We start from the raw sequence: 21,726 nt of genomic DNA on the forward strand, positions 1-21,726 counted from the left end.
CGCGTGGGGGGCCTGTGGATGTTCCTGGTCGGCGGGGTTGGATCCGGTGGGGTCGGCGAACCAGTCGTAGGGCGCGGCATCGTCGCCCGACACCTCCCAGGGCTGCGCGCCCGGCCGGTCCTCGGGCTCCGGCAGGTCCGGGGGCGGGCCTTGGAAGACGGGAATGGCGGGACGGGCCCTGGGGGCCGTGCCTTCGCCCGCAGGGCTGCCGAAGGGGGGCCTGCCGGGCGGGATGCCGGAGGCGGCGTCGGAGGGTGTGAACGCCGGTGGAACGTCTCGCCCGTCGGTCTGGCCGAAGCTCGGCGGTGGCGTCGCCGGTGCGGCCGAGTTGTCGGCTTCCGTGCGATCGTGCTCAGACCCGGGTTCCTGGCCACGCATAGGGCGAGCCTAGCGAGAGAGACGAGATCGTTACGTCGGTATAAGCGTTCCCGAAAGGATCCGGCATCCCGTTTGGGGCGTTACGCGTACGAAGCCGGGTTTCAGTTTCGTGGGCTTCCGGTGACCGAACGGTTGTCCAGCGCCTCGAACACCGTGGCCTTCGTGATGTCGTTGATGGCGGCGAAGAGCTGCTTACTGCCCTTCTTGTCGGGCTTTGTACCGTCCTTGTTCTGGAACCACACCATGATCGCGTAGTGGCCGTGCGTCAGGATCCGGGTGCCGCCGCTGCCCGAGCCGATGAACTTGGTGACACTGTCCTTACCCGCCAGCGGTTTGACGTAGTTCTGGGTGTCTCCGGCCTTGGCCACCTTGCTCGCGGCCTTGCTGGTGGTGAGGTTGGCCACGCCGATCGTGCCGATCACCTTGCCCGCCTTGTCGCGGAAACTGGCACGGAGGAGCTGAGTGCACTTGCCGGACTTGAGCGCCTTCTTGAGATCGTCGCCCAGGGCGCCGTCGTCGCACTTCTTGTCCTTCTTGGTGATCGTCCGCTCGTACGACCGCTTCGACACGGTGATCTTCTTCTTGCTGCCGAAGACCTCCTTCACCGAGATCGGGTCGGGGTCGGTGGAGCGGCTGCCCGCGAAGCCGTACTCGCCGGGAGGGGCGGACGGCAGGGGCACCGTGGTCATGCGGGGCTTGGCGGTCGTCGCGGGGACGGGGTCGTCGGCGTTCCACATGAACACCAGGCCGCCGCCGAGCAGGCCGAGCACGGCCACGCCGCTGATCGCGAACCACAGCGGGGCGCGCGAGCGCGAGCCCTCGTCGTACGGACTCCACCCGACCTTGCTCTGCGGGGCCGCCGGCGCCTGCTCCTTGGGCTCGCCCTCGGCGCGACCCTTGCGACGCGGTCGACGGAAGGCGCTGCCCGGTTCCTCGGGCGGGTTTCCCATCCCGTAGGGGGCGCCACCCGTGCCGCTCTCACGTTCCCCGTTGCCGTTGGAAACCATGGGGCGACATTACCGTGATGTTCGTCATCGGGTTCCGAAGTCCTGGGTCCACCACGGGCCGTCGGGGCCGTCGGCGACGCCGACGCCGATGGCCTTCAGCCGGCAGTCGAGGATGTTCCTGCGGTGGTCGCGGCTGTCCAACCACCCGCGTACGGCCTCGTCGGGGGTGTCGTAGCCGGCGCCGATGTTCTCGGCGGCCCCCCAGTGGTATCCCGCGCGCTCCATGCGTTCCCACGGGGAGTCGCCGCCGGGGGAGTTGTGCGCGAGCCGCCCGGTGCGGGCCATCTCCAGCGAGTGCGTACGGGCTGAGCGGGTGAGCCCGCGGTCGACCCTGAGCGGCCCGCACCCGTGCCGGGCCCTGGCCGCGTTGGTGAGCGAGACGACCCTCGACGCCATGCCCGCCATGACGCGCACCCCGCCTTCGTCGCTGCGGAGCTCCGCGGAGCCGTCGCCCTCGCTGTTGAAGCCGGGGATCTGCCCGTCGGGTTTCTTGGTGACCTTGGGGGTCGTCCTGCCGCGGGGGGTGGCCCTGGTCGTGATCTCCCGAGGGATGCGCTCGGCCTGCGGTTGGGCCTTCTTGGACGCCTTGGGCGCGGCCTGGGCGGTGGCGGCCGCGGGAGGGACGGTCTCTTCGAGGTAGACGTGGCGGGCGGGCTCGGCGTCGTCGGTCAGCCGGCCGATCAACACGCCCGTGAACAGAACCGCCATCAGGCAGGTCAGCACACCCAGGTGATTCCGGCGCCGAGCGCCCCGCTGGGTTGGCCGGGTGTGAGAGTTCTGCCACATACCGCCATCAACGATAGGGATGTCTGGTCCTGGGAAAGAAGGGGTCCCAGGGAAACGAAATCGAACCGTTCTGCGGTCGGGTAGACTCGTGCGAGGTTACCGGTCTTTTGACCAGCACGCCTCCGGGCGGGTAGCCTCATCGTTCGTTGTGTGCATAGGTCCAGCGTGACCAATGCGCGGCGCGTCCGGCGTCATCTCCCGTGTTGCGGAGACGGAAGGTCCGGGCCGTCGTGTGCCCGCACCGACCGACCAATGTTGCTGTCGCATCCGACAGCGCCGAAGACGCGAGCATAAAGAAGGCTACGACCGTGCGCACGTACTCACCGAAGCCCGCCGACGTCCAGCGTCAGTGGTACGTCATCGACGCGACCGATGTCGTGCTGGGCCGGCTGGCCAGCCACGTCGCGACCCTGCTCCGCGGCAAGCACAAGCCGATCTTCGCCAACCACGTCGACACCGGTGACTTCGTCATCGTCATCAACGCGGACAAGATCGCGCTGAGCGGCAACAAGCTCGAGCAGAAGAAGGCGTACCGTCACTCGGGCTACCCGGGCGGTCTGCGTTCCGTCAGCTATGGCGAGCTCATGGAGAAGCGGCCGGAGAAGGCCGTCGAGAAGGCCGTCAAGGGCATGCTGCCGAAGAACTCCCTGGGCCGGAAGATGGCGAAGAAGCTGAAGGTCTACGCGGGCTCCGAGCACCCGCACCAGGCCCAGCAGCCGGTGCCGTTCGAGATCAGCCAGATCGCCCAGTAAGTAGACCCGCGGGGGAGACCCCGGCGCCGAGTTTCGAAAGTAAGAGGAGAACCGTGGCTGAGCCCACCGGTGTCGAGACGGCCGTAGAGACGGCTGTGGTGGAGGACTTCTCCAGCGAGGAGTTCCCGTCCGAATACACCACCGAATCATCCGCCAGCGCTGACGCTCCCGTGCGCAAGCCCGTCACCACGGGCAACTCGTACGGCACCGGCCGCCGCAAGGAGGCGATCGCCCGCGTGCGCATCGTCCCCGGCACCGGCAAGTGGACGATCAACGGTCGTTCGCTGGACGTCTACTTCCCCAACAAGGTCCACCAGCAGATCGTCAACGAGCCCTTCGTGGTGCTCGGCGCCGAGGAGGCGTTCGACGTCATCGCGCGCATCGACGGCGGCGGCGTCACCGGCCAGGCCGGCGCGCTGCGCATGGGCCTGTCCCGCGCCCTGGCGGTCCTGGACGTCGAAGTCAACCGCCCGCCGCTGAAGAAGGCCGGCTTCCTCACCCGTGACGCCCGCGCCACGGAGCGGAAGAAGTACGGCCTCAAGAAGGCCCGCAAGGCTCCGCAGTACAGCAAGCGCTAAGTTGGCGCGCCTTTTCGGCACCGACGGGGTACGCGGGGTCGCAGGTCGCGACCTCACAGCGGAGCTCGCCATGGACCTCGCGGTCGCGGCGGCTCACGTCCTCGGCGATGCGGGCGCGTTCTCCGCTACCGGCCCCAGCCGTAAGAGCAGGCCGGTAGCGGTCGTAGGCCGGGACCCACGCGCCTCGGGGGAATTCCTCGAGGCCGCGGTGGTCGCCGGCCTCGCGGCGTCTGGAGTGGACGTACTACGCCTCGGCGTGCTGCCCACCCCGGCCGTCGCCCACCTCACGGCCGCCCTCGGCGCCGACCTCGGCGTCATGCTGTCGGCGTCGCACAACCCGGCGCCCGACAACGGCATCAAGTTCCTGGCCCGCGGCGGCTTCAAGCTGTCCGACGCGGTCGAGGACGAGATCGAGCGGCGGCTGGGCGAGGAATGGAGCTTTCCCGTCGGCTCGGCCGTGGGCCGCGTGCGGGACGCGTACGGCGAGGCCGACCGCTACATCTCCCACGTGCTGACCACGATGAGCACCACGCTCGACGGCCTCGACATCGTGGTCGACTGCGCACACGGCGCCGCCCACATGGTGGCGCCCGAGGCGCTGGTGCGCGCGGGAGCCAGGGTCGAACCCATCGGCTCCAGGCCCGACGGGCTCAACATCAACGCCGGCCACGGCTCGACCCACCTGGACAAACTCCAGCAGGTGGTCGTCTCGCGCGGGGCCGACCTGGGCGTCGCCTACGACGGCGACGCCGACCGCTGCCTCGCCGTCGACCACACCGGCTCGATCATCGACGGCGACCGCATCATGGCCGTCCTCGCCGCCGCCATGCACGCCGAGGGCCTGCTGGCGAAGGACACCGTGGTCGCGACCGTGATGTCCAACCTCGGCTTCAAGCTCGCCATGCGCGAGGCCGGCATCACCGTGGTCGAGACCGCGGTGGGCGACCGCTACGTGCTGGAGCGCATGAAGGGCGACGGCTACAACCTGGGCGGCGAACAGTCGGGGCACGTCATCATGCTCGACCACGCCACCACCGGCGACGGCCTGCTCACCTCGCTCCACCTGCTGGGCGTGGTGGCCAGGACGGGCGTGCCGCTCAAAGAGCTGGCCTCGGTGATGACGCCGCTGCCGCAGGTCCTGATCAACGTCAAGGACGTCGACAAGGGCAAGGCCTCAGTGCCCGAACTCGTCGCCGCCGTCCAGGAGGCGGAGGCCGACCTGGGTGAGACGGGGCGGGTGCTGATCAGGCCGAGCGGCACCGAACCGATGATCCGGGTCATGGTCGAGGCCGCGTCGGAGGAGCACGCCACCCAGGTGGCCGACCGCCTCGCCGACGTGGTGCGCAAGGCCTGCATCTGACTCACGTCGGGTACGGCACTCGCTGCCGTACCCGACGCTCATGAGCGGGACCTGAGCTGGGCGTCCATGGTCCAGATCCTTACCTTGACCCCGGTCACGCGGCTGCGATACAGCTCGCGTTCGGCGAGGATGCACAGGTCGCCGAGGCCGAGCTTGCTCATGACGTGATCGGTCAGCGGAACACCTGTGCCGGCTCCGGCGATGAGAGATGGCAGGAAGTCACCCCCCATTCGACCGTGTGCAGGACCCACGGCGCCTTTCCGTCGATCACCGATTCCAGGAGTTCGGCAAGTTTCCCCGCGTAGAGCCGGCGCAGTCGGCCGTCAGACAACTGGGCGATGTGGTTGCCGGTCTCGATCACCGTGGTTACGGGAAGGATGAGGCCGCAGTCACGTTCGTCCTCAGAAATTTGGTCAGCTCAACGTTACAGGTGACTACTCGTCTCCCGTGAGGGAGAAGGATCGCAGCCTGCGGCCCGCCCAGAAGACGGCCGCGACGGTGACGATGAGCAGAGCCGGTACGGCGAAGCCGAGCGTCACGTCGGCCTTGAGGAACGCCGAATCGGAGATCTGGTCGGCGATCGACTTGGCCCACTGCTGGATCGAGAACCTGCGGGCGCCCGGGACGAACCCGCCCACCACGGTCTCCCACACCAGGGCGTAGATGACGCCGATGGCCACCGCGTGCCGGGTCAGGACGCCGAGCAGGAGGAAGACGGCGGCGTAGGCGATGCCGGCCAGCAGCGCCCCGAAGGCGAACCCCGTGGCGATGCCGTCCTCGTTGCTGACCAGGAGCCAGGCCGCCACGTACGTCGGGACCGCCCCGAACACCGCCAGCAGCGACGCCGCCACCAGGAACTTCGTCCGGACGATGGCCGGGCGGGAGATCGGCTTGGACAGCAGGTGGATGATCGTGCCGTCGTCGATCTCCGGGGCGATGACCCCCGTGCCCGCGATCAGGCCCAGCAGGGGCAACATCGTGTTGATGGCGAAGTTGTCCATCAGCAGCATGGCCGAGCGCTGACCCGTCTCACCGAACAGGCGCAGCAGCACCGCCAGGGCGATGAGACCCAGCGGCAGCACCAGCAGCAGGATGATGCGCCGGCGGCCCAGCAGGGCGCGGTAGGTGATACCCGCCACTACGGTGTTCATCGCCTCACTCCGTTCGGCAGCTCGGTCGCTTCGGTGCCGGCGTCTTCGTCCGTCGCTGTGGTCGCTGCGCTCCCGTCGCTCCTCCTCCAGACGCCGGCGCTTCCTCGCGGGTTCATGGCGGCACTTCGATGGGAGATCGCCGGCGGTTCGGTTGCCGGGGTTTCGGATGGTCGCCGGTGCATCAGGTGCTCCTGGTGATGAGGTAGGAGAAGACGCTTTCCAGGTCCTCGTCCGCGGGGGAGATCTGGTGCAGGTGTACGCCCTCCTCCTTGGCGACCCGAGGGAGGAGCCGGGCGAAGCGGCGGAACTCGGTGGCCTGGACCTCCAGGCCGTCCGGGCGGAGGGTGATGCCGCCGGCCGAGGCGTCGCGGATGAGGGCGGCGGCGAGTTTCCTGTCGTCGCTCGAACGGATCATGAACAGGTGCGGCCGGTCGGTCATCAGGCGGCGGATCTCGCGGAAGTTGCCCGACGCCGCGTGGCGGCCCGCCACCAGGACCTCGATGTGCTGGGCGACCCGTTCGACCTCCTCCAGGATGTGGGAGCTGAACAAGATGGTCTTGCCGCCGGCGCCCATGGAGCGGATGAGGTCCATCAGCTGGAGGCGCTGGCGGGGGTCCATGCCGTTGAACGGCTCGTCGAGCAGCAGCACCGGCGGGTCGTGGACGAGCGCCGCGGCGACCTTGACGCGCTGGCGCATGCCTTTCGAGTACGTCTCGACGCGGCGGTCCTTCGGCTCCTCCATCTCGACCGTGGCAAGGGCCTTGCGGGCGGCTTGCGCGGGGTCGGGCAGGCCGTGGAGCCTGGCGGCGGAGAGCACGAACTGCCAGCCGGTCAGGAAGCCATACACACCCTCCCGTTCCGGGACTAGGCCGATATTTCGGTAAATGTGGTGGTTCTTCCAGACCGTATTTCCGTCCAGCGTGACCGAGCCGCCGGACGGTGCGAGGAAGCCGGCCATCATGTGGAGGAGCGTCGACTTGCCCGCGCCGTTGGGCCCGAGAAGGCCGGTGACGCCGGGGCCGATGGTCATCGTCACGTCGTTGACCGCCACCACGTTGCCGTACCAGCGGGAGACCTGCGAAAGCTCGATCTTCATCGCGAGGCCGCCTTCCGGTAACGCAGCGCGAGGGCGCCGAGCCCGACGCAGATCAGCACGACGAGGATCACCGCCGAGGCGGGGCCGTTCGGATAATCGCCCTCGATGGAGTGGGGCGGCGTGCCGAACACCCAGGACTGTACGGAGTCGACCAGCCAGAACGGGTTCATCAGCCACGCCCACGCCGCCTGCGCCTCGTTGCCGGTCGAGGCCAGCGTGCCGTAGACCACCGGGACCGCCGCGAAGGACAGCAGGTAGACGGTGATCACCGAGGCCACGCCGAGCCCGCGCCGGGGCGTGAACGAGGCCAGCGCCAGGCCGAAGGACGACAGGAGGAGCGCCAGGACGAGTGTCATGGTCATGGCGCCGGCGTACTCGCCGGTGGCGGGCGGGCCGGGGAGGTCGATCACGAGTTCGCCGGCGTACATGAGGGTGAGCGGCACCGCGACCAGCAGGAACAACGACGCGGTCATGGCGGCCACCTTGGCGCCGACGTACTCGACGATCGCCACGGGACGTGACAGGTAGAGCGGCAGCACGCGGTAGCGCAGGTCGGGGGCGACGACGGTGGGGGCCTGCGCGGCCAGGAAGACCGCCACCACGGCCTGCATGATGACGGCGTAGGCGCTGTAGGCGATCTCGCTTCGCTGGATCAGGGCCATCAAAGCGATGTTCACGATCGCGGGGATCAGCATGATGGTGGCCAGGGAGAACGGCATGATCTTGCTGCGTGCCGGGCGCCCGAGGCCGAAGACGCCGCGCAGGCTGTGCAGGGCCAGCGCTCTGGTGGCGTAGCCGCGGCCGAGCCGGGGGCCGTCGTAGTGCCGGTAGCCGATGTCGTAGATTTCAGACACTGGTGCTCTCCTCCCGGAAGACGTCCTCGATGCGGTGACGTCCCTGCTCCAGGCGGATGAGGCAGAGATCCAGGTCGACGGCGGCGTCGCGGATGGCGTCGTACGTCTCGGGCCCGAGCACCTTCACCACCAGCATGCGGCCCTGCGGCGACACGGTCTGGCCGTCGCTCGTCAGGCGGGCGGTCAGCGCGTCAAGGCCCTCGTCGACCTCGACCGTGACGGTCTGCGTGGCCTGGGTGAACTCGCCGATCGCAGAGGAGCGCAGCAGCCGCCCGGCGTCGATGACAATCACGTGGTCGCAGATGCGCTCCAGCTCGCCCAGCAGGTGGGAGGTGACGAGCACGCTGATGCCGAACTCGGTGCCGATGCGCCGGATCAGCGTCAGCATCTCGTCGCGGCCGCGCGGGTCGAGCCCGTTGGTGGGCTCGTCGAGAAAAATCAGTTTCGGGTCGTGGACCAGGGCCTGGGCCAGCTTGACGCGCTGCTTCATGCCGGTGGAGTAGCCCCCGACGGGTCGGTAGCGCTCTTCTGCCAGGCCGACGTGGCGCAGGACGTCGGCGGCCCGTTCGCGGGCCGCCGTACGCGGCAGCCCGGACATCTGGGCCAGGTGGACGACTAACTCGGTGGCGGAGACGTCGGGCGGAAGACACTCGTGCTCGGGCATGTAGCCGACGAGCCTGCGGATCTCCGCGCCCTGCGCGGTGACGTCCAGATCGAGCACCCGGGCGGTGCCGCCGGACGGTGGCAGCAGGCCGAGCAGGATCTTGATCAGTGTCGACTTGCCCGCGCCGTTCGCCCCGACCAGGCCGGTGACACCGGACCCCACGGTGACGGAGAGCTGATCGACCGCCGTGACGGTGGGAAAGCGCTTGGTCAGCCCCTCGGTGGCGAGGATGTGCATGTGCCGGACACTACCGGGCAGATCAGCGCTGTGGCCTCGTTCACACGGATGAACGACGTCCTACTTGAGGCCAGAATTTCCGCTGGACCATCAGGGTCGTGGTGCCCGCCAGGATCATGCCGGCCACGTTCATCGACAGCTGCGACACAGAGCCCGCGACCTGCGCCCACTGGCCGAACGCGAGCGCGACGGCCAGGTAGCCGGCGGCGGGCACCGTGGTGACGGAGATGAACACGCCGATCAGGGCCGTCGACTTGCCCGCCGTGATCGACAACACGCCGGCCACGCCCGCGAGCAGTGCCACGATGAACGACCACCGGTCGGGCGTGACGATGAACCTGACCTCCTCGCCGGTGGCGAGGTCGCCGGGGCCGATCCAGCCGAGCCCGTGGGAGACGAGCGCGCAGGCGAAGGTGACCGCGATCGCCGCCGCGAACCCCGTGATCAACGTACGGAGCGCGTGGACGACCAGCCGCCACCTGCGGCGCAGCAGGCCGAAGCAGACGGCCGCGATCGGACCGAACTCCGGGCTCAGCACCATCCCGCCGATGATCAGAATGAGGGAGTTCTGCAGCACGCCGATGCCGGCCAGTTGCGTGGCGATGGCGAGGAAGACCAGGAACGCCCACGTGATGCCCGACTCGTCCTGCACCCGGCGCGCGAACTCCTCCCAGATGACCGCGTCGTCGGGCTCCCCCGGCGCCTCCTCGACCGCCTCCTCCGCCGTCCTGGACAACGACAGGTCGACGTGCTCGACGGCGATCGAGCCCTCCTCCTCCAGCCATCCGAGCCGGCCCAGCACTTCGTTGGCCGACTCCCTGGCCGCGTCGCAGAGGATCACGTCGCCGCTCGGCAGGCGGGCGGCCCCGGGCAGAACGACGATGTTGGTGACGCCGGGGCAGTCCTCCAACACCCTCGTCACCTCGTCGGCGCGTGAGAGCGGGCTGATCAGGCGTAGATGGAGCATCCGGCCATTGTCGTCGATCGGACGTTGACGTGGTTTTGACCGGCGTACGCGAGGGTTTCTCGCATGTGCCGCTTCAACTGCCACGAACACGGTGAGGAGTGCTGGTTCGCCGGCATCGACGACCAGGGGTGCGGGGGCAGGTTCGCGCGCTTCGTGTTCGAGGAGGCGTTCAGGTCTGGCGGAGCCGTACGCGTCGCACCGAGTGATCGGCGGCCTTCTTGAGAACCAGGTCGGCGCGGCCTCTGGTGGGGGCGATGTTCTCGACGAGGTTACGTTCGTTGATGTCGCGCCAGACGTTGACCGCGAACTTCGTGGCCTCGTCGTACGACATTTCCGCGATGTGCCGGAAGTACGACTTCGGGTCTTCGAAGGCGGTCCGGCGGAGCTTGTGGAAACGTTCGACGTACCAGGTGCGGATGTCCTCGACCTTGGCGTCGACGTAGATGGAGAAGTCGAAGTAGTCGTTGACGGCGAGGGACGTGGGAGGGGCGGGCTGCAGGACGTTGAGGCCCTCGATGATCAGGATGTCGGGGCTTTTCACGGTCTGGTGGGCACTGGGGACGATGTCGTACTCGAGGTGGCTGTAGACCGGCGCCCGCGTCTCCGCGGCCCCGGCCTTGACCTCCGCGACGAACCTGACCAGTGCCCGTCGGTCATAGCTCTCGGGGAAGCCCTTGCGGTGCATGATGCCCTTCTTGTCCAGCACCGCGTTCGGGTAGAGGAAACTGTCGGTGGTGACCAGCTCCACGTGCATGTGCTCGGGCCAGCGGGCCAGGAGGGTGTGCAACAAGCGCGCCGTCGTCGACTTGCCGACCGCGACGCTGCCCGCGATGCCCAGGATGTACGGCACGCGCTGTTCGTCACGCCCGAGGAAGGCGCTCAGCACGCTGCTGCGTTGTTTGGACCCGGTGAAGTGCAAGTTCAGCAGCCGGGTCAGGGGGAGGTAGATGTCGGTGACTTCGGTCAGGTCGATGGGGTCGTCGACGCCGCGCAGCTCTTCCAGCTCGTCTGCGGTGAGAGTCAAGGGCGTGTTCTTGCGGAGCTCGCTCCACTGCTCCCTGCTCAGTTCCACGTAGCCGTTGTTCACCTAGGCAGCGTAGCGATGCGGGAGAGGCCGGATCCTGCCGGGGCGCGGGGAGGTTGTCCACAGGCTGTGGACGGCGATCCGGGGCTGCGAGAATCACCCCCGATTCCGATATATGAAGGTTTGTCGGGGGTTACTGTTGCGGGCGGGAGGCTTCCGTGGACCGTCGTCGTTTCATCACCAGCGTGGTCGCCGCAGCCGGCGTCGCGGGCCCCTTCGCCGGGGTGGCCTGCGCGGGCGCCCAAGGGGGTGCGAAGCCGGTGCGCGCGTACGGGCCGCCGCGTCCCGTACGCGATCTCCGTGACGGCAAGGTGCGCCTGCACCTGCCCGACGGGTTCAAATACCGCTCGTTCAGCCTCGCGGGCGACCGGTTCGGCGACGGCTCGGCCGTGCCCGGCAGGCACGACGGCATGGCGGCCTTCGCCGGCCCCAAGGGCAGCGCCGTCCTGGTCCGCAACCATGAGGTCAACGGGCCCGTCGGCGCGTTCGGCGACAAGGACAGAGCGTACGACCCCATGGCCGGGGGAGGCACCTCGACGCTGCAGGTCACCCGCTACGGAGAGGTGATCAAAAGTGGCCCGTCGCTCAGCGGCACCATGATGAACTGCTCGGGCGGCCCCATGTCATGGGGCGCATGGGTGACGTGCGAGGAGACGGTCAACGGCCCCGACGTGGGTGACGACTTCTCCGGCGGCGACAACTCCAAGCTCACCCGGCCGCACGGCTACATCTTCGAGGTGCCGCTCGGACGCCCGGCCGACGCCCGGCCGATCAGGTCGGCGGGACGTTTCGCGCACGAGTCGGCCGCCTTCGACCCCTCCACGGGCGCCATCTACCTCACCGAGGACAACTTCGGCTTCCCGTCCGGCTTCTACCGCTATCTCCCGCCCAAACACCCCGCCGTGGCCGGGCGGCTGCTCGACGGCGGCAGGCTGCAGATGCTCGCGGTCAAGGGCGCCAAGCGCAAGGACCTGTCCACGGGCCAGGAGCCGGGCGCCTCCTACGCCGTCACGTGGGTGGACATCGACGATCCCGACCCCCGCTTCACGGGCACGCCCTCCAACGACGAGGCCGTCCAGGCCGTGGGCCGGCAGGGCAGGGAGGCCGGCGCGGCGATCTTCTCCCGGTTGGAGGGCGCGGTCTACCACCAGGGGACGGTCTACTTCGTCTCGACCCAGGGCGGGGCCACCGCGTCCGGCGACACCCCGCCCGACGGGTTCGGCAAGGGACGGGGACAGGTCTGGGCGTACGAGACGTGGAGCCACCGGCTCAAGCTCGCCTACGAGTCACCGCGCTCGGAGGTGCTCGACCTGCCCGACAACGTGACGGTCAGCCGCCGCGGCACGCTGGTGTTGTGCGAGGACGGCGACGGCGCCAACTTCCTGCGCGGGCTCACCAGGTCGGGGGAGATCTTCGACTTCTGCCGCCTGGAGCCGATCCCCGGAGACGCCGGAGCCGAGTTCGCCGGCTCCACGTTCGGACCGGGCGGCCACACGCTCTACGTCAACGTCCAGGCCGAACACGGCATGTCGATCGCCATCTGGGGGCCGTGGGAGAAGGGGTTGTTCTAGGCTTGGTGCGGTGATCGTGGGCATCGGGGTGGACATCGTGGACATCCCCCGCTTCGAAGCGACGCTCCGCCGCACGCCGCGGCTGCGCGAGCGGTTGTTCACCGAGGCCGAACGGCCGCTGCCGGTGCAGTCGCTGGCGGCCAGGTTCGCCGCCAAGGAGGCCGTGGCCAAGGCGCTCGGCGCTCCCCGAGGGCTGGGGCACCAGGAGGCGGAGGTGCGCTGCGACGACCTCGGCAAGCCCGAACTCGTGATCACCGGGCGGGCCGCCGAGGTGGCGCGCGAGCTCGGGGTCAGACGCTGGCACCTCTCACTCAGCCATGACGCGGGCGTCGCCGTGGCCTACGTGATCGCGGAGGGATAACTTCGGATCATGCGCACCGCCTACACAGCCGACCAGATCCGTGGCGCCGAGCACGCGCTCATGGCCCTCCTGCCGGAGGGCACGCTGATGCAGCGGGCCGCGTGGGGGCTCGCCGCCGTCTGCGCCGACCTGCTCGGCCGCGTGTACGGCAAGCGCGTCGTGCTCCTCGTCGGCAGCGGCGACAACGGCGGCGACGCCCTCTACGCGGGCGAACGGCTGGCCCGGCGCGGGGCCCGGGTGGGCGCCGTGCCGGCCGGGTCCAAGATCCACGAGGCGGGCCTGCTGGCGTTCAGACGGGCGGGCGGCCGGGTCGTCGACCGGGCGGCGATCGACGACGCCGACCTGATCATCGACGGGCTCGTCGGCATCGGGGCGTCGGGGGCGTTGCGGGAGTCGCACGCGGAGCTGGCGGCCCAGGCGAACGCCGCCCGCGGCGCGATCGTCGCGGTCGACATGCCGAGCGGGGTCGACGCGAGCAGCGGCCAGGTGCCCGGAGCGGCCGTGCGGGCCAAGGTGACCGTGACGATGGGCGCGTACAAGACCGGGCTGCTCGTCGATCCCGGCGCGGCCTGCGCGGGCACGGTCGAGCTGATCGACATCGGGCTCGGCGCCCACCTGCCCGATCCCGACGTGGCGGCGCTGACCGGCGGCGACGTCGATCTGCTGCTGCCGCGGCCGGCCCACGAGTCGGACAAGTACCGCAGGGGAGTCCTGGGGGTCGCGGCGGGCGGCGACCTGTACACCGGCGCCGCCGTGCTCGCCGTGGGCGGCGCGCTGCGCGCGGGCGCGGGCATGGTGCGCTACGCGGGGACGCACGCGGCGGTCGCGCAGGTGCGCAGGCACTGGCCCGAGGCGGTCGTCACCGAGCTGGACCGGCCCTCGATCGACGGCGTCGGGCGGGTGCAGGCGTGGGTGCTCGGGCCGGGGCTCGGCACCGACGACTGGGCGCACGAGCTGGCGGCCAGGGTGCTCGCCTCCACCGTGCCCGTGCTGATCGACGCCGACGGGCTGACGCTGGTGGCCAGAGACCGGTCGTTGCTGCGCCGCGGCGCGCCCGTGCTGATCACCCCGCACGCGGGCGAGCTGGCGCGGCTGATCAGGGCCGAGCGCGACGACATCGAGTCGGCCCGGCTGGAGCACACCCGCGGGGCGGCGGCGGAGCTCGGCGTGACCGTGCTGCTCAAGGGCTCCACCACGGTGGTGGCGGAAGACGCGCGGCCGGTACGGGTCAACGTCACCGGCTCGCCGTGGCTGGCCACAGGGGGCACGGGCGACGTGCTGTCCGGGGTGGCCGGCTCGCTGCTCGCCCAGGGGCTGAGCTGCTACGACGCGGCGTCCTGCGGGGCCTACCTGCACGGGCTGGCCGGACGGCTGGCCGCCCGCGGCGCGCCGCTGACGGCGGCCGACGTGGCCACCGCCGTCCCCGCGGCCATCCGCGCGGTGAGCGGCGGCACGGCCTGACCGCGCGGCCCCGGTGGCGAAAGTCGTCGCCGCCGGGGCCGTGAGGGGTGAAAATCGCGCTCGACCACGTACGTGACCTGCCACACTAGAAGGATGTACTCCCCGATGGCCACGCCCGCGCAGGCTCGGGTCGACCTGGCTGCGATCAGGCACAACGTGGCCCTGCTCAAGGAGCGGGCCGGTGGCGCGGAGCTGATGGGCGCGGTCAAGGCCGACGCCTACGGTCACGGCCTGGTGCCCACGTCCGAGGCGGTCCTGGAGGGAGGCGCGAGCCGGCTCGGCACCGCGTTCGTCAGGGAGGCGCTCGCGCTGCGCGAGGGCGGTGTGACGGCGCCGATCCTGTCCTGGCTCGTCACCCCGGGAGAGCCGATCGACGAGGCGCTGCGGGCCGACGTCGAGCTGTCGGCCTCCGACGAGGGCATGCTCGGCGAGATCGCCGCCGCCGCACGGCGTACGGGCCGCACCGCGAAGCTGCACCTGGAGGCCGACACCGGCATGAGCAGGGGCGGCTGCCCGCCCGCCGCCTGGCCGGCGCTGCTGGCGGGGGCGCTGCGGCTGCAAGCCGAGGGCGTCATCGAGATCGCCGGTCTCTGGTCCCATTTCGCCTGTGCCGACATCCCCGGCCATCCGTCGATCGGGCGGCAGCTGGAGGCGTTCGAGGCGGCGCTGAAGCTCGCCGAGCAGGCGGGGGCCGCCGGCTCCCATGTGATCAGGCACATCGCCAACTCCGCCGCCACCGTGACGCTGCCCGAGGCCCGCTACGACCTGGTCAGGCCCGGCATCGCCCTCTACGGCCTGAACCCCGTGCCCGAGCTGGGCGACTTCGGTCTCAGGCAGGCCATGACACTGGTGGCCCAGGCGGGGCTGGTCAAGCGGGTCCCCGAGGGCTCCGGGGTGTCCTACGCCCACCTCTACGTCACCGAGCGCGAGACGACGCTCGCCCTCGTGCCGCTCGGATACGCCGACGGTGTTCTGCGGCACGCGACGGGGAAGGCGGAGGTGCTCGCGGGCGGGCGACGCAGGACGGTCGCCGGCCGGGTGTGCATGGACCAGTTCATGATCGACATGGGCGACGACCCGCTGTCGGCCGGAGACGAGATCGTGCTGTTCGGGCCGGGCGACAGGGGCGAGCCGACCGCTCAGGAGTGGGCGGATAATCTCGGCACGATCACGCATGAGATCGTGACCAGGATCGGTTCGCGTGTGCCGCGGGTCTACGAGCACAGGAGTTCGCGATGACCCGGGGCACCTCGCGGCGGGCATGAGCGGGAGAAGGGTCGGGGAGATGACGACGACAAGACGGCGCAGGGTAGGGATCGCCGGCGCGCTCGTCGGTGCGGCTTCCGCCGGTGTCGCGGCGGCGGCGCTGGCCAAGCGCTACGCGGTCGGCCGCATCAGGTTGCGCCCCGATGACGAGGCCAGCGAGCCGTTCGGCGAGTTGCGGGGCAGGGAGCGCACGCTCGTCACCTCCGACGGCAAGGCCCTGCACGTCGAGATCGACGGCCCCGACGACGCGCCGCTGACCGTCGTCTTCTGCCACGGCTACTGCCTCAGCCTGGAGTCCTGGCACTACCAGCGCAAGGACCTGCGGGAGAACTACCGGCTCGTGCTGTGGGACCAGCGCTCCCACGGCCGCTCGCAGCGCGGCGGCTCCGACGACAGCACGATCGACCGGCTGGGCGACGACCTGGCCGAGGTGATCGACGCCTACGTGCCCGGCCCGTGCGTGCTCGTCGGCCACTCCATGGGCGGCATGACGATCATGGCGCTGGCCGACCGCCGTCCCGAGTTGTTCGGCGAGAAGATCCGCGCGGCCGCGCTCGTCGCGACCTCGGCGGGCAAGCTGGCCGAGATCACCCTCGGCCTGCCCGCGCTGCTGTCCAAGGTCGTGCACAAGGTGGCCCCCACCACGGTGTCGATGCTGGGCAAACGCGGCGCGCTGGTCGACCGCACCCGCCACGCGGGCAGCGACATCGCCTTCCTGATGACCCGCTACATGGGCTTCGGCGACTCCAGGAACGTCAGCCCGACCCTCGTCGACTTCGCCGAGTCGATGATCAGGGCGACGCCGACCGAGGTGGTCGCCGACTTCTACCCCGCGCTGATGAACCACGACAAGCTCTCCGCGCTGCACGTGCTCGACCCGGTGCCCACCGCGATCCTGGTGGGCGACGGCGACTGGCTGACCCCGCCCGAGCACAGCAGGGCGATCGCCGCCGCGCTGCCCAAGGCGCAGCTCACCGAGGTGCCCGACACCTCGCACCTGATCCAGTTGGAGCGTCCGGGCATCGTCAACGACGCGCTGCGCGACCTGGTGAAGAGGGTGGAGCTCTAGTGCGGCTCGCCACCCCGGAGGACATGCGCGCCTACGGCGCCCGCCTGGCCGCGCGGCTGCGCCCTGGAGACCTGCTCGTCCTGTCGGGCCCGCTCGGCGCCGGCAAGACCACGCTCGTGCAGGGCATCGCGGAAGGGCTCAAAGTACGCGGCCCGATCACCTCGCCCACGTTCGTGATCGCCAGGGTGCACCCGTCGCTGCGCGGGGGGCCGCCGCTCGTCCACGTCGACGCCTACCGGCTGGGCGGCGACCTGGAGGTGGACGACCTCGACCTGGACGCCTCGCTGGAGGAGTCGGTCACCGTCGTCGAATGGGGCGAGGGGCTCGTGGAGGGCCTGGCCGACGACCGGCTGGAGATCCACATCGACCGCGAGGCGGGCGACGAGGCCCGCGTCGTGACCCTGCGCGGCGTGGGCGAACGATGGGCCGACACGCCGCCTGAGCCGCCTCAAGAGTAAAACGGCGGTCAAGTACCGGCAATGCTGGCACCCTTGACGTACCCGGACGATGATGTAAATCATGATCATTGGCTAGGGTTCGCCCAGAATTTCTGGGTATCAGGAGGGGCGACGTCCATCTCTTTGGTGGATGCTGGGGTGCAAGACGGCAAAGTGGGGTGCGGCCGGTGCTCAGGGACAGGCGAGTCGCGTACGCGGGGGTCATCGTCATTCTCGGTCTGACCGGCTGCACAGCCTCGGCCGAAGCAGATCCGACGACGACACCCACCCCCACGGCGAGCGGCACCACCGCGGCCCCGACGGCCAGTGGCAGCCCGAGCGCCACCGCCACCAGGCAGACCATCTCGGTGCAGCTCAACCCCGACCGCGTCACCGCGGGCGAGACGTCCACGGTGTGGATCCTCGCCAACTGCCCGGTCCCGACCGGCGGTCCCGCCCACACCGGCACCGCCACGTCCAAGGCGTTCATCAACGGCGTCACGCTCAACCCGGTCCCCGCCGCGTCGATCACCCCCACCCCGACCGCCACGCCGGCCAACGGCTCGCCCTGGGTGCGCGGCGACGCGCAGGTCTCCGGTACGGTCCGGCGCGGCAGCTACCGCGTCGACGTCAAGTGCGACGGCACCAACGACATGGGCAGGGCCACGCTCAGGATCGTCGCGGCCGAGCCCGACGACGACCCGACAGGACTGCCCAGCAAGGCACCCAAGGCGGGCGGCGGCGGCACGTACGCGAAGGACGCGAGCGACGAGTCGTCGATCCCGCTCGGCCCCGCCGGCGCGCTGATCGCGCTGGCGCTGGCCGCCGGCGTCGGCATAGCGGTCAAGCGCCGTAAGGCATAGACCATGGCCCGTCCAGGACGGGTGGTGCTCGCGGGCGCCGTGACGGGACTGCTGCTGGTCGCGTTCGGCAACAACCTCAAGACCGGCACCACCCCCGCGAAAGCCGTCGTACCGGAGAGCATCGACATCCCGTCGATCGACGTCGAGGCCCCGCTGATGGAGCTCGACCTGCTGAAGAGCGGCGAGATCGAGCTGCCGCCCTACGAGAAGCCGAAGATGGCCGGCTGGTTCACCGGCAGCGCCGTGCCCGGAGAGAAGGGCGCCTCGGTCATCATCGGCCACGTCGACACCAAGACGGCGCCGGCCGTGTTCTACAAGCTGCGGAACTTACGCAAGGGCGAGACCGTCAAGGTGGAACGCAGCGACGGCAAGACCGTGACATTCAAGGTGGACGGCATCGAGCAGGTGCACAAGGACGCCTTCCCCGCCAAGCGGGTCTACGTCGAGGACGGGCTCAAGCTGGTCACCTGCGGCGGCAAGTTCGACTACGCCAAGGGCGAATACCTGGATAACGTCATCGTGTACGCGTCCCCCGCCTGAAATCGGTTGCGCCCTCCGGGACGATGAGGACATGAATGCGGAGAGCAACCCGCCCGCGTCCGGCGTCCGGGTGCCGTGGCACGGCGTGCACCCGCCGGTGCGTGCGGCGGTCGAACGGTTCCTCGGCGATCCCGTGGCCGAGGCGACCACGCAGCTCGGCGGCTTCTCTCCGGCCGCCGCCGTACGACTGCGCACCGAAGGCGGCAGACGGGCGTTCGTCAAGGCCGTCGGCCCCGAGCCGAACGCCGACACCGTACGCATCTACCGGAACGAGCTGAGGATCGCCGCCGCGCTGCCCGCGGACGTGCCCGCCCCCCGCCTGCTCACGGGCATCGAGCTGGACGGCTGGGTGGCGCTGGTCTTCGAGGACGTCGAGGGCGCGCATCCCGAGCTGCCGTGGCGGCGCGACCAGCTCGACCGGGTGCTGGCCGCCCTCGACGAGTTGTCGGCCGCGCTCACCCCCTCCCCGATCGACCTGCCGCGGGCAGGCACCACGTTCGGCTCGTCGTTCGACGGCTGGCGCAGATTGCTCGGCGAGGACACGACCGGCCTCGACCCGTGGGCGCTGCGCCACCTCGGCGGACTGGCCGAGCTGGAGTCGGGCTGGGCCGCGGCCGCGGCGGGGGACACCCTGGTCCACGCCGACGTGCGGGCCGACAACATCCTGCTCACCGACGACCGGGTCCACTTCGTCGACTGGCCGTGGGCCTGCCTGGGCACGTCCTGGTTGGACCGGGTGTGCCTGCTGCCGTCCGTCGGGATGCAGGGCGGGCCGCCCCCGTACGAGCTGTGCACCGACCCCGATCCCGCCATCACCGCGGTGGTCGCGGCCATGGCCGGCTACTTCGTCTGCCAGGGCCGCATGCCCGGCCCGCCCGGCCTTCCCACGGTCAGGGCGTTCCAGCGGGCGCAGGGCGTCGTGGCGCTCGACTGGCTGCGGCGGCGTACGGGCTGGGCCTGACGGCCCCTCACACGGGCTCCCACGGGCCTCTGGAGGCGCACGCGCTGGGCGGGCGGACCGTCCTGCTCGTGCTCGCTCACGGCCGGGAGAGACCCTTACGGCGGGTACGCTAGACAGTCGTGCTGGTCCTGGCCTTTGATACCGCGACACCCGCCGTCACCGCCGCGCTCCACGACGGGGAGCGGCTGCTCGCCGAGTCGACGACGATCGACGCCCGGCGTCACGGTGAGCTGCTCGCCCCGACCGTCCAACGGGTCCTGACCGAGTCGGGGGCCTCGGTGCGCGACGTCACGGCCGTCGTGGCGGGCAGCGGTCCCGGGCCCTACACCGGGCTGCGTGTCGGCCTGATGACCGCGCAGGGGTTGTCCGCCACGCTGGGCGTGCCCTCCTACGGCGTGTGCACGCTCGACGCGCTCGCCTTCGGCAGCGGCCTGGCGGAGCCGTTCCTGGTGGCCACCGACGCGAGGCGCAAAGAGGTGTTCTGGGCGCGCTACACCGACGTGCGCACCCGGGTGGAAGGGCCGTCCGTCGACCGGCCCGCCGAGGTGCCGGTGGAGGGGCTGCCGGTCGTGGGAGCTGGTGCCGCGCTTTATCCCGACATATTGGGGGAGCGGAGCGATGTGTCCCCCTACCCGAGCGCCGGGGCGCTGGCCGCGCTCGCGGCCGAGCGGCTCGCCGCGGGCATCACGCTCGGCCCGCCCCGTCCGATCTACCTGCGCAGGCCCGACGCCGTGGTGCCGGGCGCGCCGAAGAGGGTGACGGCGTGAAGCTCAGGCTGATGACCGAGGCCGACCTGCCGGCGGTCATGGCGATCGAACAGGCCACTTTCCCGCTCGACGCGTGGAGCGAGGGCATGATGCGCGGCGAGCTGGCCGACATGCCGCGCTCGCGCCACTACGTGGTGGCCCTGGTCGACGACGAGATCGTGGCCTACGCCGGGCTCGCCGCCGCGGCCGACCAGGCCGACGTCCAGACCATCGCGGTGCTGGAGAAACACCAGGGCACCGGCATCGGCAGCGCGATGCTCACCGAACTGCTGGCCGAGGCGCACCGCAGGGGAGCGCGCGAGATCTTCCTCGAAGTACGCGCCGACAACGCACGCGCGCAGACGGTCTACCGGCACTTCGGGTTCGAGGAGATCGGCACCCGACGCCGCTACTACGACGACGGCACCGACGCGATCATGATGAGAAGGAAGCTCGATGGCTGACGAACCGCTGGTCCTGGGGATCGAGACCTCCTGCGACGAGACCGGCATCGGCATCGTCAGAGGCCACACGCTGCTGGCCAACACCATCGCCTCCAGCATGGACGAGCACGCGAGGTTCGGCGGCGTGGTGCCCGAGGTCGCCTCGCGCGCCCACCTGGAGGCCATGACGCCGACCGTGGAGGCGGCGCTGTCAGAGGCCGGGCTCGCCTTCTCCGACATCGACGCCGTCGCCGTGACCGCGGGCCCAGGGCTCGCCGGCGCGCTGCTGGTCGGGGTGGCCGCGGCCAAGTCCTACGCGCTCGGCCTCGGCGTGCCCCTCTACGGCGTCAACCACCTGGCCGCCCACGTCGCCGTCGACCAGCTGGAGCACGGGCCGCTGCCCAAGCCGTGCGTCGCGATGCTCGTCTCGGGCGGCCACTCGTCGCTGCTGCTCGTGCCCGACGTCGCCGAAGACGTGATCTCGCTCGGCTCCACCGTGGACGACGCGGCCGGTGAGGCGTTCGACAAGGTGGCGCGCGTGCTGGGGCTGCCCTTCCCCGGAGGGCCGCACATCGACAGGGCCGCCCGCGAGGGCTCCGGCGCGGCGATCGCCTTCCCCCGGGGCAAGATCGACGACGGCACGCTCGACTTCTCCTTCTCCGGGCTCAAGACGGCCGTGGCGCGCTGGGTCGAGGCCCGTGAGGCGTCAGGGCAGTCCGTGCACGTGCCCGACGTGGCGGCCTCCTTCCAGGAGGCCGTGGTCGACGTACTGACCCGCAAGGCGTTGCAGGCGTGCGGGAAATACGGGGTGGACGACCTGCTGATCGGCGGCGGCGTGGCGGCCAACTCCCGGCTGCGCGCGCTGGCGCAGGAGCGGTGCGAGGCGGCAGGCGTGCGCCTGCGGGTGCCGCGGCCGGGGTTGTGCACCGACAACGGCGCCATGGTCGCGGCTCTCGGGTCCGACCTGGTTGCGGCCGGAGTCACCCCTTCGGCCCTGGAGATCCCGGCTGACTCCTCGCTGCCGATCACGACGGTCCACGTCTGAGAGCATTGTGAGACGCCTGTGCTCTGTCCCGTTCTGGTCTTCCGGGAAG

25 protein-coding genes and 1 pseudogene are annotated in these 21,726 nt (G+C 70.5%); 15 read left to right on the plus strand and 11 right to left on the minus strand.

Annotation, left to right across the window (positions count from 1 at the left end):
- The 3 genes and pseudogenes from GUY59_RS23515 to GUY59_RS23525 form a co-directional block, all read right to left on the minus strand.
- Nucleotides 1-378: pseudogene (locus GUY59_RS23515) on the minus strand (hypothetical protein); the annotation flags it as partial.
- Between the two features lie 101 nt (nt 379-479).
- Nucleotides 480-1,385, minus strand: a complete 906-nt coding sequence (locus GUY59_RS23520; protein WP_138201788.1) for a hypothetical protein — start codon at nt 1,383-1,385, stop codon at nt 480-482.
- Between the two features lie 24 nt (nt 1,386-1,409).
- Nucleotides 1,410-2,093: a CAP domain-containing protein gene (locus GUY59_RS23525; protein WP_161714657.1), complete on the minus strand. Its 684-nt coding sequence runs from the start codon at nt 2,091-2,093 to the stop codon at nt 1,410-1,412.
- Nucleotides 2,094-2,479: 386 nt separating this feature from the next.
- Here GUY59_RS23525 and rplM point away from each other — a divergent pair, with 386 nt between their 5' ends.
- Genes rplM through glmM form a run of 3 tightly spaced genes read left to right on the plus strand, consistent with a single transcriptional unit; the run spans nt 2,480 to nt 4,861 of the window.
- Nucleotides 2,480-2,923, plus strand: coding sequence for a 50S ribosomal protein L13 (rplM, locus tag GUY59_RS23530; RefSeq protein WP_132334437.1), 444 nt, complete (start codon nt 2,480-2,482; stop codon nt 2,921-2,923).
- A 53-nt stretch (nt 2,924-2,976) separates the two neighbouring features.
- Nucleotides 2,977-3,501, plus strand: a complete 525-nt coding sequence (gene rpsI, locus GUY59_RS23535) for a 30S ribosomal protein S9 (protein ID WP_132334436.1) — start codon at nt 2,977-2,979, stop codon at nt 3,499-3,501.
- 1 nt (nt 3,502) lies between these two features.
- Entirely contained in the window at nt 3,503-4,861 is a 1,359-nt protein-coding gene (gene glmM / locus GUY59_RS23540; RefSeq protein WP_138201790.1) for a phosphoglucosamine mutase, read from the plus strand.
- 38 nt (nt 4,862-4,899) lie between these two features.
- Here the strand turns inward: glmM and GUY59_RS50070 are convergent, their stop codons facing one another.
- The 8 genes from GUY59_RS50070 to coaA all read right to left on the minus strand — a co-directional run bounded on the left by GUY59_RS50070 (nt 4,900) and on the right by coaA (nt 10,902).
- Complete coding sequence (locus GUY59_RS50070) at nt 4,900-5,022, minus strand: hypothetical protein (protein WP_269128874.1); 123 nt, start codon at nt 5,020-5,022, stop codon at nt 4,900-4,902.
- A gap of 11 nt (nt 5,023-5,033) precedes the next feature.
- Nucleotides 5,034-5,222 (minus strand): hypothetical protein, encoded by a 189-nt coding sequence (locus GUY59_RS23545; protein WP_138201791.1) that lies wholly within the window; start codon nt 5,220-5,222, stop codon nt 5,034-5,036.
- A 73-nt stretch (nt 5,223-5,295) separates the two neighbouring features.
- Complete coding sequence (locus tag GUY59_RS23550) at nt 5,296-6,012, minus strand: ABC transporter permease subunit (RefSeq protein ID WP_138201792.1); 717 nt, start codon at nt 6,010-6,012, stop codon at nt 5,296-5,298.
- 181 nt (nt 6,013-6,193) lie between these two features.
- Entirely contained in the window at nt 6,194-7,108 is a 915-nt protein-coding gene (locus tag GUY59_RS23555) for an ABC transporter ATP-binding protein (protein WP_138201793.1), read from the minus strand.
- A complete protein-coding gene (locus GUY59_RS23560; RefSeq protein ID WP_132334432.1) occupies nt 7,105-7,962 on the minus strand; it encodes an ABC transporter permease in 858 nt (285 codons plus the stop codon). The genes GUY59_RS23555 and GUY59_RS23560 overlap by 4 nt, the downstream gene beginning before the upstream one ends.
- Entirely contained in the window at nt 7,955-8,863 is a 909-nt protein-coding gene (locus GUY59_RS23565) for an ABC transporter ATP-binding protein (protein ID WP_138201794.1), read from the minus strand. The genes GUY59_RS23560 and GUY59_RS23565 overlap by 8 nt, the downstream gene beginning before the upstream one ends.
- Nucleotides 8,864-8,903: 40 nt before the next feature.
- Nucleotides 8,904-9,830 carry a DUF389 domain-containing protein gene (locus GUY59_RS23570; RefSeq protein ID WP_138201795.1) on the minus strand — a complete coding sequence of 309 codons (927 nt, stop codon included), beginning with the start codon at nt 9,828-9,830 and terminating at the stop codon, nt 8,904-8,906.
- Between the two features lie 169 nt (nt 9,831-9,999).
- On the minus strand, nt 10,000-10,902 hold the full coding sequence (gene coaA / locus GUY59_RS23575; RefSeq protein WP_138201817.1) for a type I pantothenate kinase: 903 nt from the start codon (nt 10,900-10,902) through the stop codon (nt 10,000-10,002).
- Between the two features lie 170 nt (nt 10,903-11,072).
- Here coaA and GUY59_RS23580 point away from each other — a divergent pair, with 170 nt between their 5' ends.
- The 12 genes from GUY59_RS23580 to tsaD all read left to right on the plus strand — a co-directional run bounded on the left by GUY59_RS23580 (nt 11,073) and on the right by tsaD (nt 21,677).
- A complete protein-coding gene (locus tag GUY59_RS23580; protein ID WP_138201796.1) occupies nt 11,073-12,485 on the plus strand; it encodes a PhoX family protein in 1,413 nt (470 codons plus the stop codon).
- A gap of 10 nt (nt 12,486-12,495) precedes the next feature.
- Nucleotides 12,496-12,846, plus strand: coding sequence for a holo-ACP synthase (locus tag GUY59_RS23585; RefSeq protein WP_132334428.1), 351 nt, complete (start codon nt 12,496-12,498; stop codon nt 12,844-12,846).
- Between the two features lie 9 nt (nt 12,847-12,855).
- Nucleotides 12,856-14,307, plus strand: coding sequence for an NAD(P)H-hydrate dehydratase (locus tag GUY59_RS23590; RefSeq protein ID WP_138201797.1), 1,452 nt, complete (start codon nt 12,856-12,858; stop codon nt 14,305-14,307).
- A 105-nt stretch (nt 14,308-14,412) separates the two neighbouring features.
- Nucleotides 14,413-15,546 carry an alanine racemase gene (alr, locus tag GUY59_RS23595; RefSeq protein ID WP_138201818.1) on the plus strand — a complete coding sequence of 378 codons (1,134 nt, stop codon included), beginning with the start codon at nt 14,413-14,415 and terminating at the stop codon, nt 15,544-15,546.
- Nucleotides 15,547-15,592: 46 nt separating this feature from the next.
- Complete coding sequence (locus tag GUY59_RS23600; protein WP_138201798.1) at nt 15,593-16,642, plus strand: alpha/beta fold hydrolase; 1,050 nt, start codon at nt 15,593-15,595, stop codon at nt 16,640-16,642.
- On the plus strand, nt 16,642-17,100 hold the full coding sequence (gene tsaE, locus GUY59_RS23605) for a tRNA (adenosine(37)-N6)-threonylcarbamoyltransferase complex ATPase subunit type 1 TsaE (protein WP_330849197.1): 459 nt from the start codon (nt 16,642-16,644) through the stop codon (nt 17,098-17,100). The genes GUY59_RS23600 and tsaE overlap by 1 nt, the downstream gene beginning before the upstream one ends.
- Nucleotides 17,101-17,267: 167 nt before the next feature.
- On the plus strand, nt 17,268-17,942 hold the full coding sequence (locus tag GUY59_RS23610) for a hypothetical protein (RefSeq protein WP_138201799.1): 675 nt from the start codon (nt 17,268-17,270) through the stop codon (nt 17,940-17,942).
- 3 nt (nt 17,943-17,945) lie between these two features.
- Nucleotides 17,946-18,482, plus strand: a complete 537-nt coding sequence (locus GUY59_RS23615; protein WP_171055423.1) for a class F sortase — start codon at nt 17,946-17,948, stop codon at nt 18,480-18,482.
- Between the two features lie 31 nt (nt 18,483-18,513).
- Nucleotides 18,514-19,443, plus strand: coding sequence for an aminoglycoside phosphotransferase family protein (locus GUY59_RS23620; protein ID WP_138201800.1), 930 nt, complete (start codon nt 18,514-18,516; stop codon nt 19,441-19,443).
- Nucleotides 19,444-19,562: 119 nt separating this feature from the next.
- Nucleotides 19,563-20,210: a tRNA (adenosine(37)-N6)-threonylcarbamoyltransferase complex dimerization subunit type 1 TsaB gene (gene tsaB / locus GUY59_RS23625; protein WP_138201801.1), complete on the plus strand. Its 648-nt coding sequence runs from the start codon at nt 19,563-19,565 to the stop codon at nt 20,208-20,210.
- A gap of 11 nt (nt 20,211-20,221) precedes the next feature.
- Entirely contained in the window at nt 20,222-20,653 is a 432-nt protein-coding gene (rimI, locus tag GUY59_RS23630) for a ribosomal protein S18-alanine N-acetyltransferase (RefSeq protein WP_138201821.1), read from the plus strand.
- Nucleotides 20,646-21,677, plus strand: coding sequence for a tRNA (adenosine(37)-N6)-threonylcarbamoyltransferase complex transferase subunit TsaD (gene tsaD, locus GUY59_RS23635; protein ID WP_138201802.1), 1,032 nt, complete (start codon nt 20,646-20,648; stop codon nt 21,675-21,677). Before rimI ends, tsaD begins: the two co-directional genes overlap by 8 nt.
- The last annotated feature ends 49 nt before the right edge of the window (nt 21,678-21,726 follow it).

The organism is Nonomuraea sp. K271 (genome assembly GCF_009908215.1).
Lineage (GTDB): Bacteria > Actinomycetota > Actinomycetes > Streptosporangiales > Streptosporangiaceae > Nonomuraea > Nonomuraea longispora.

Coding starts and splice junctions, on each gene's coding strand:
- GUY59_RS23520 (WP_138201788.1), bottom strand. CDS start 1,385: ATGGTTTCCAACGGCAACGGGGAACGTGAGAGCGGCACGGGTGGCGCC.
- GUY59_RS23525 (WP_161714657.1), bottom strand. CDS start 2,093: ATGGCGGTTCTGTTCACGGGCGTGTTGATCGGCCGGCTGACCGACGAC.
- GUY59_RS50070 (WP_269128874.1), bottom strand. CDS start 5,022: ATGAGCAAGCTCGGCCTCGGCGACCTGTGCATCCTCGCCGAACGCGAG.
- GUY59_RS23550 (WP_138201792.1), bottom strand. CDS start 6,012: ATGAACACCGTAGTGGCGGGTATCACCTACCGCGCCCTGCTGGGCCGC.
- GUY59_RS23555 (WP_138201793.1), bottom strand. CDS start 7,108: ATGAAGATCGAGCTTTCGCAGGTCTCCCGCTGGTACGGCAACGTGGTG.
- GUY59_RS23565 (WP_138201794.1), bottom strand. CDS start 8,863: ATGCACATCCTCGCCACCGAGGGGCTGACCAAGCGCTTTCCCACCGTC.
- GUY59_RS23570 (WP_138201795.1), bottom strand. CDS start 9,830: ATGCTCCATCTACGCCTGATCAGCCCGCTCTCACGCGCCGACGAGGTG.
- GUY59_RS23590 (WP_138201797.1), top strand. CDS start 12,856: ATGCGCACCGCCTACACAGCCGACCAGATCCGTGGCGCCGAGCACGCG.
- alr (WP_138201818.1), top strand. CDS start 14,413: ATGGCCACGCCCGCGCAGGCTCGGGTCGACCTGGCTGCGATCAGGCAC.
- GUY59_RS23600 (WP_138201798.1), top strand. CDS start 15,593: ATGACGACGACAAGACGGCGCAGGGTAGGGATCGCCGGCGCGCTCGTC.
- GUY59_RS23615 (WP_171055423.1), top strand. CDS start 17,946: ATGGCCCGTCCAGGACGGGTGGTGCTCGCGGGCGCCGTGACGGGACTG.
- GUY59_RS23620 (WP_138201800.1), top strand. CDS start 18,514: ATGAATGCGGAGAGCAACCCGCCCGCGTCCGGCGTCCGGGTGCCGTGG.
- rimI (WP_138201821.1), top strand. CDS start 20,222: ATGACCGAGGCCGACCTGCCGGCGGTCATGGCGATCGAACAGGCCACT.
- tsaD (WP_138201802.1), top strand. CDS start 20,646: ATGGCTGACGAACCGCTGGTCCTGGGGATCGAGACCTCCTGCGACGAG.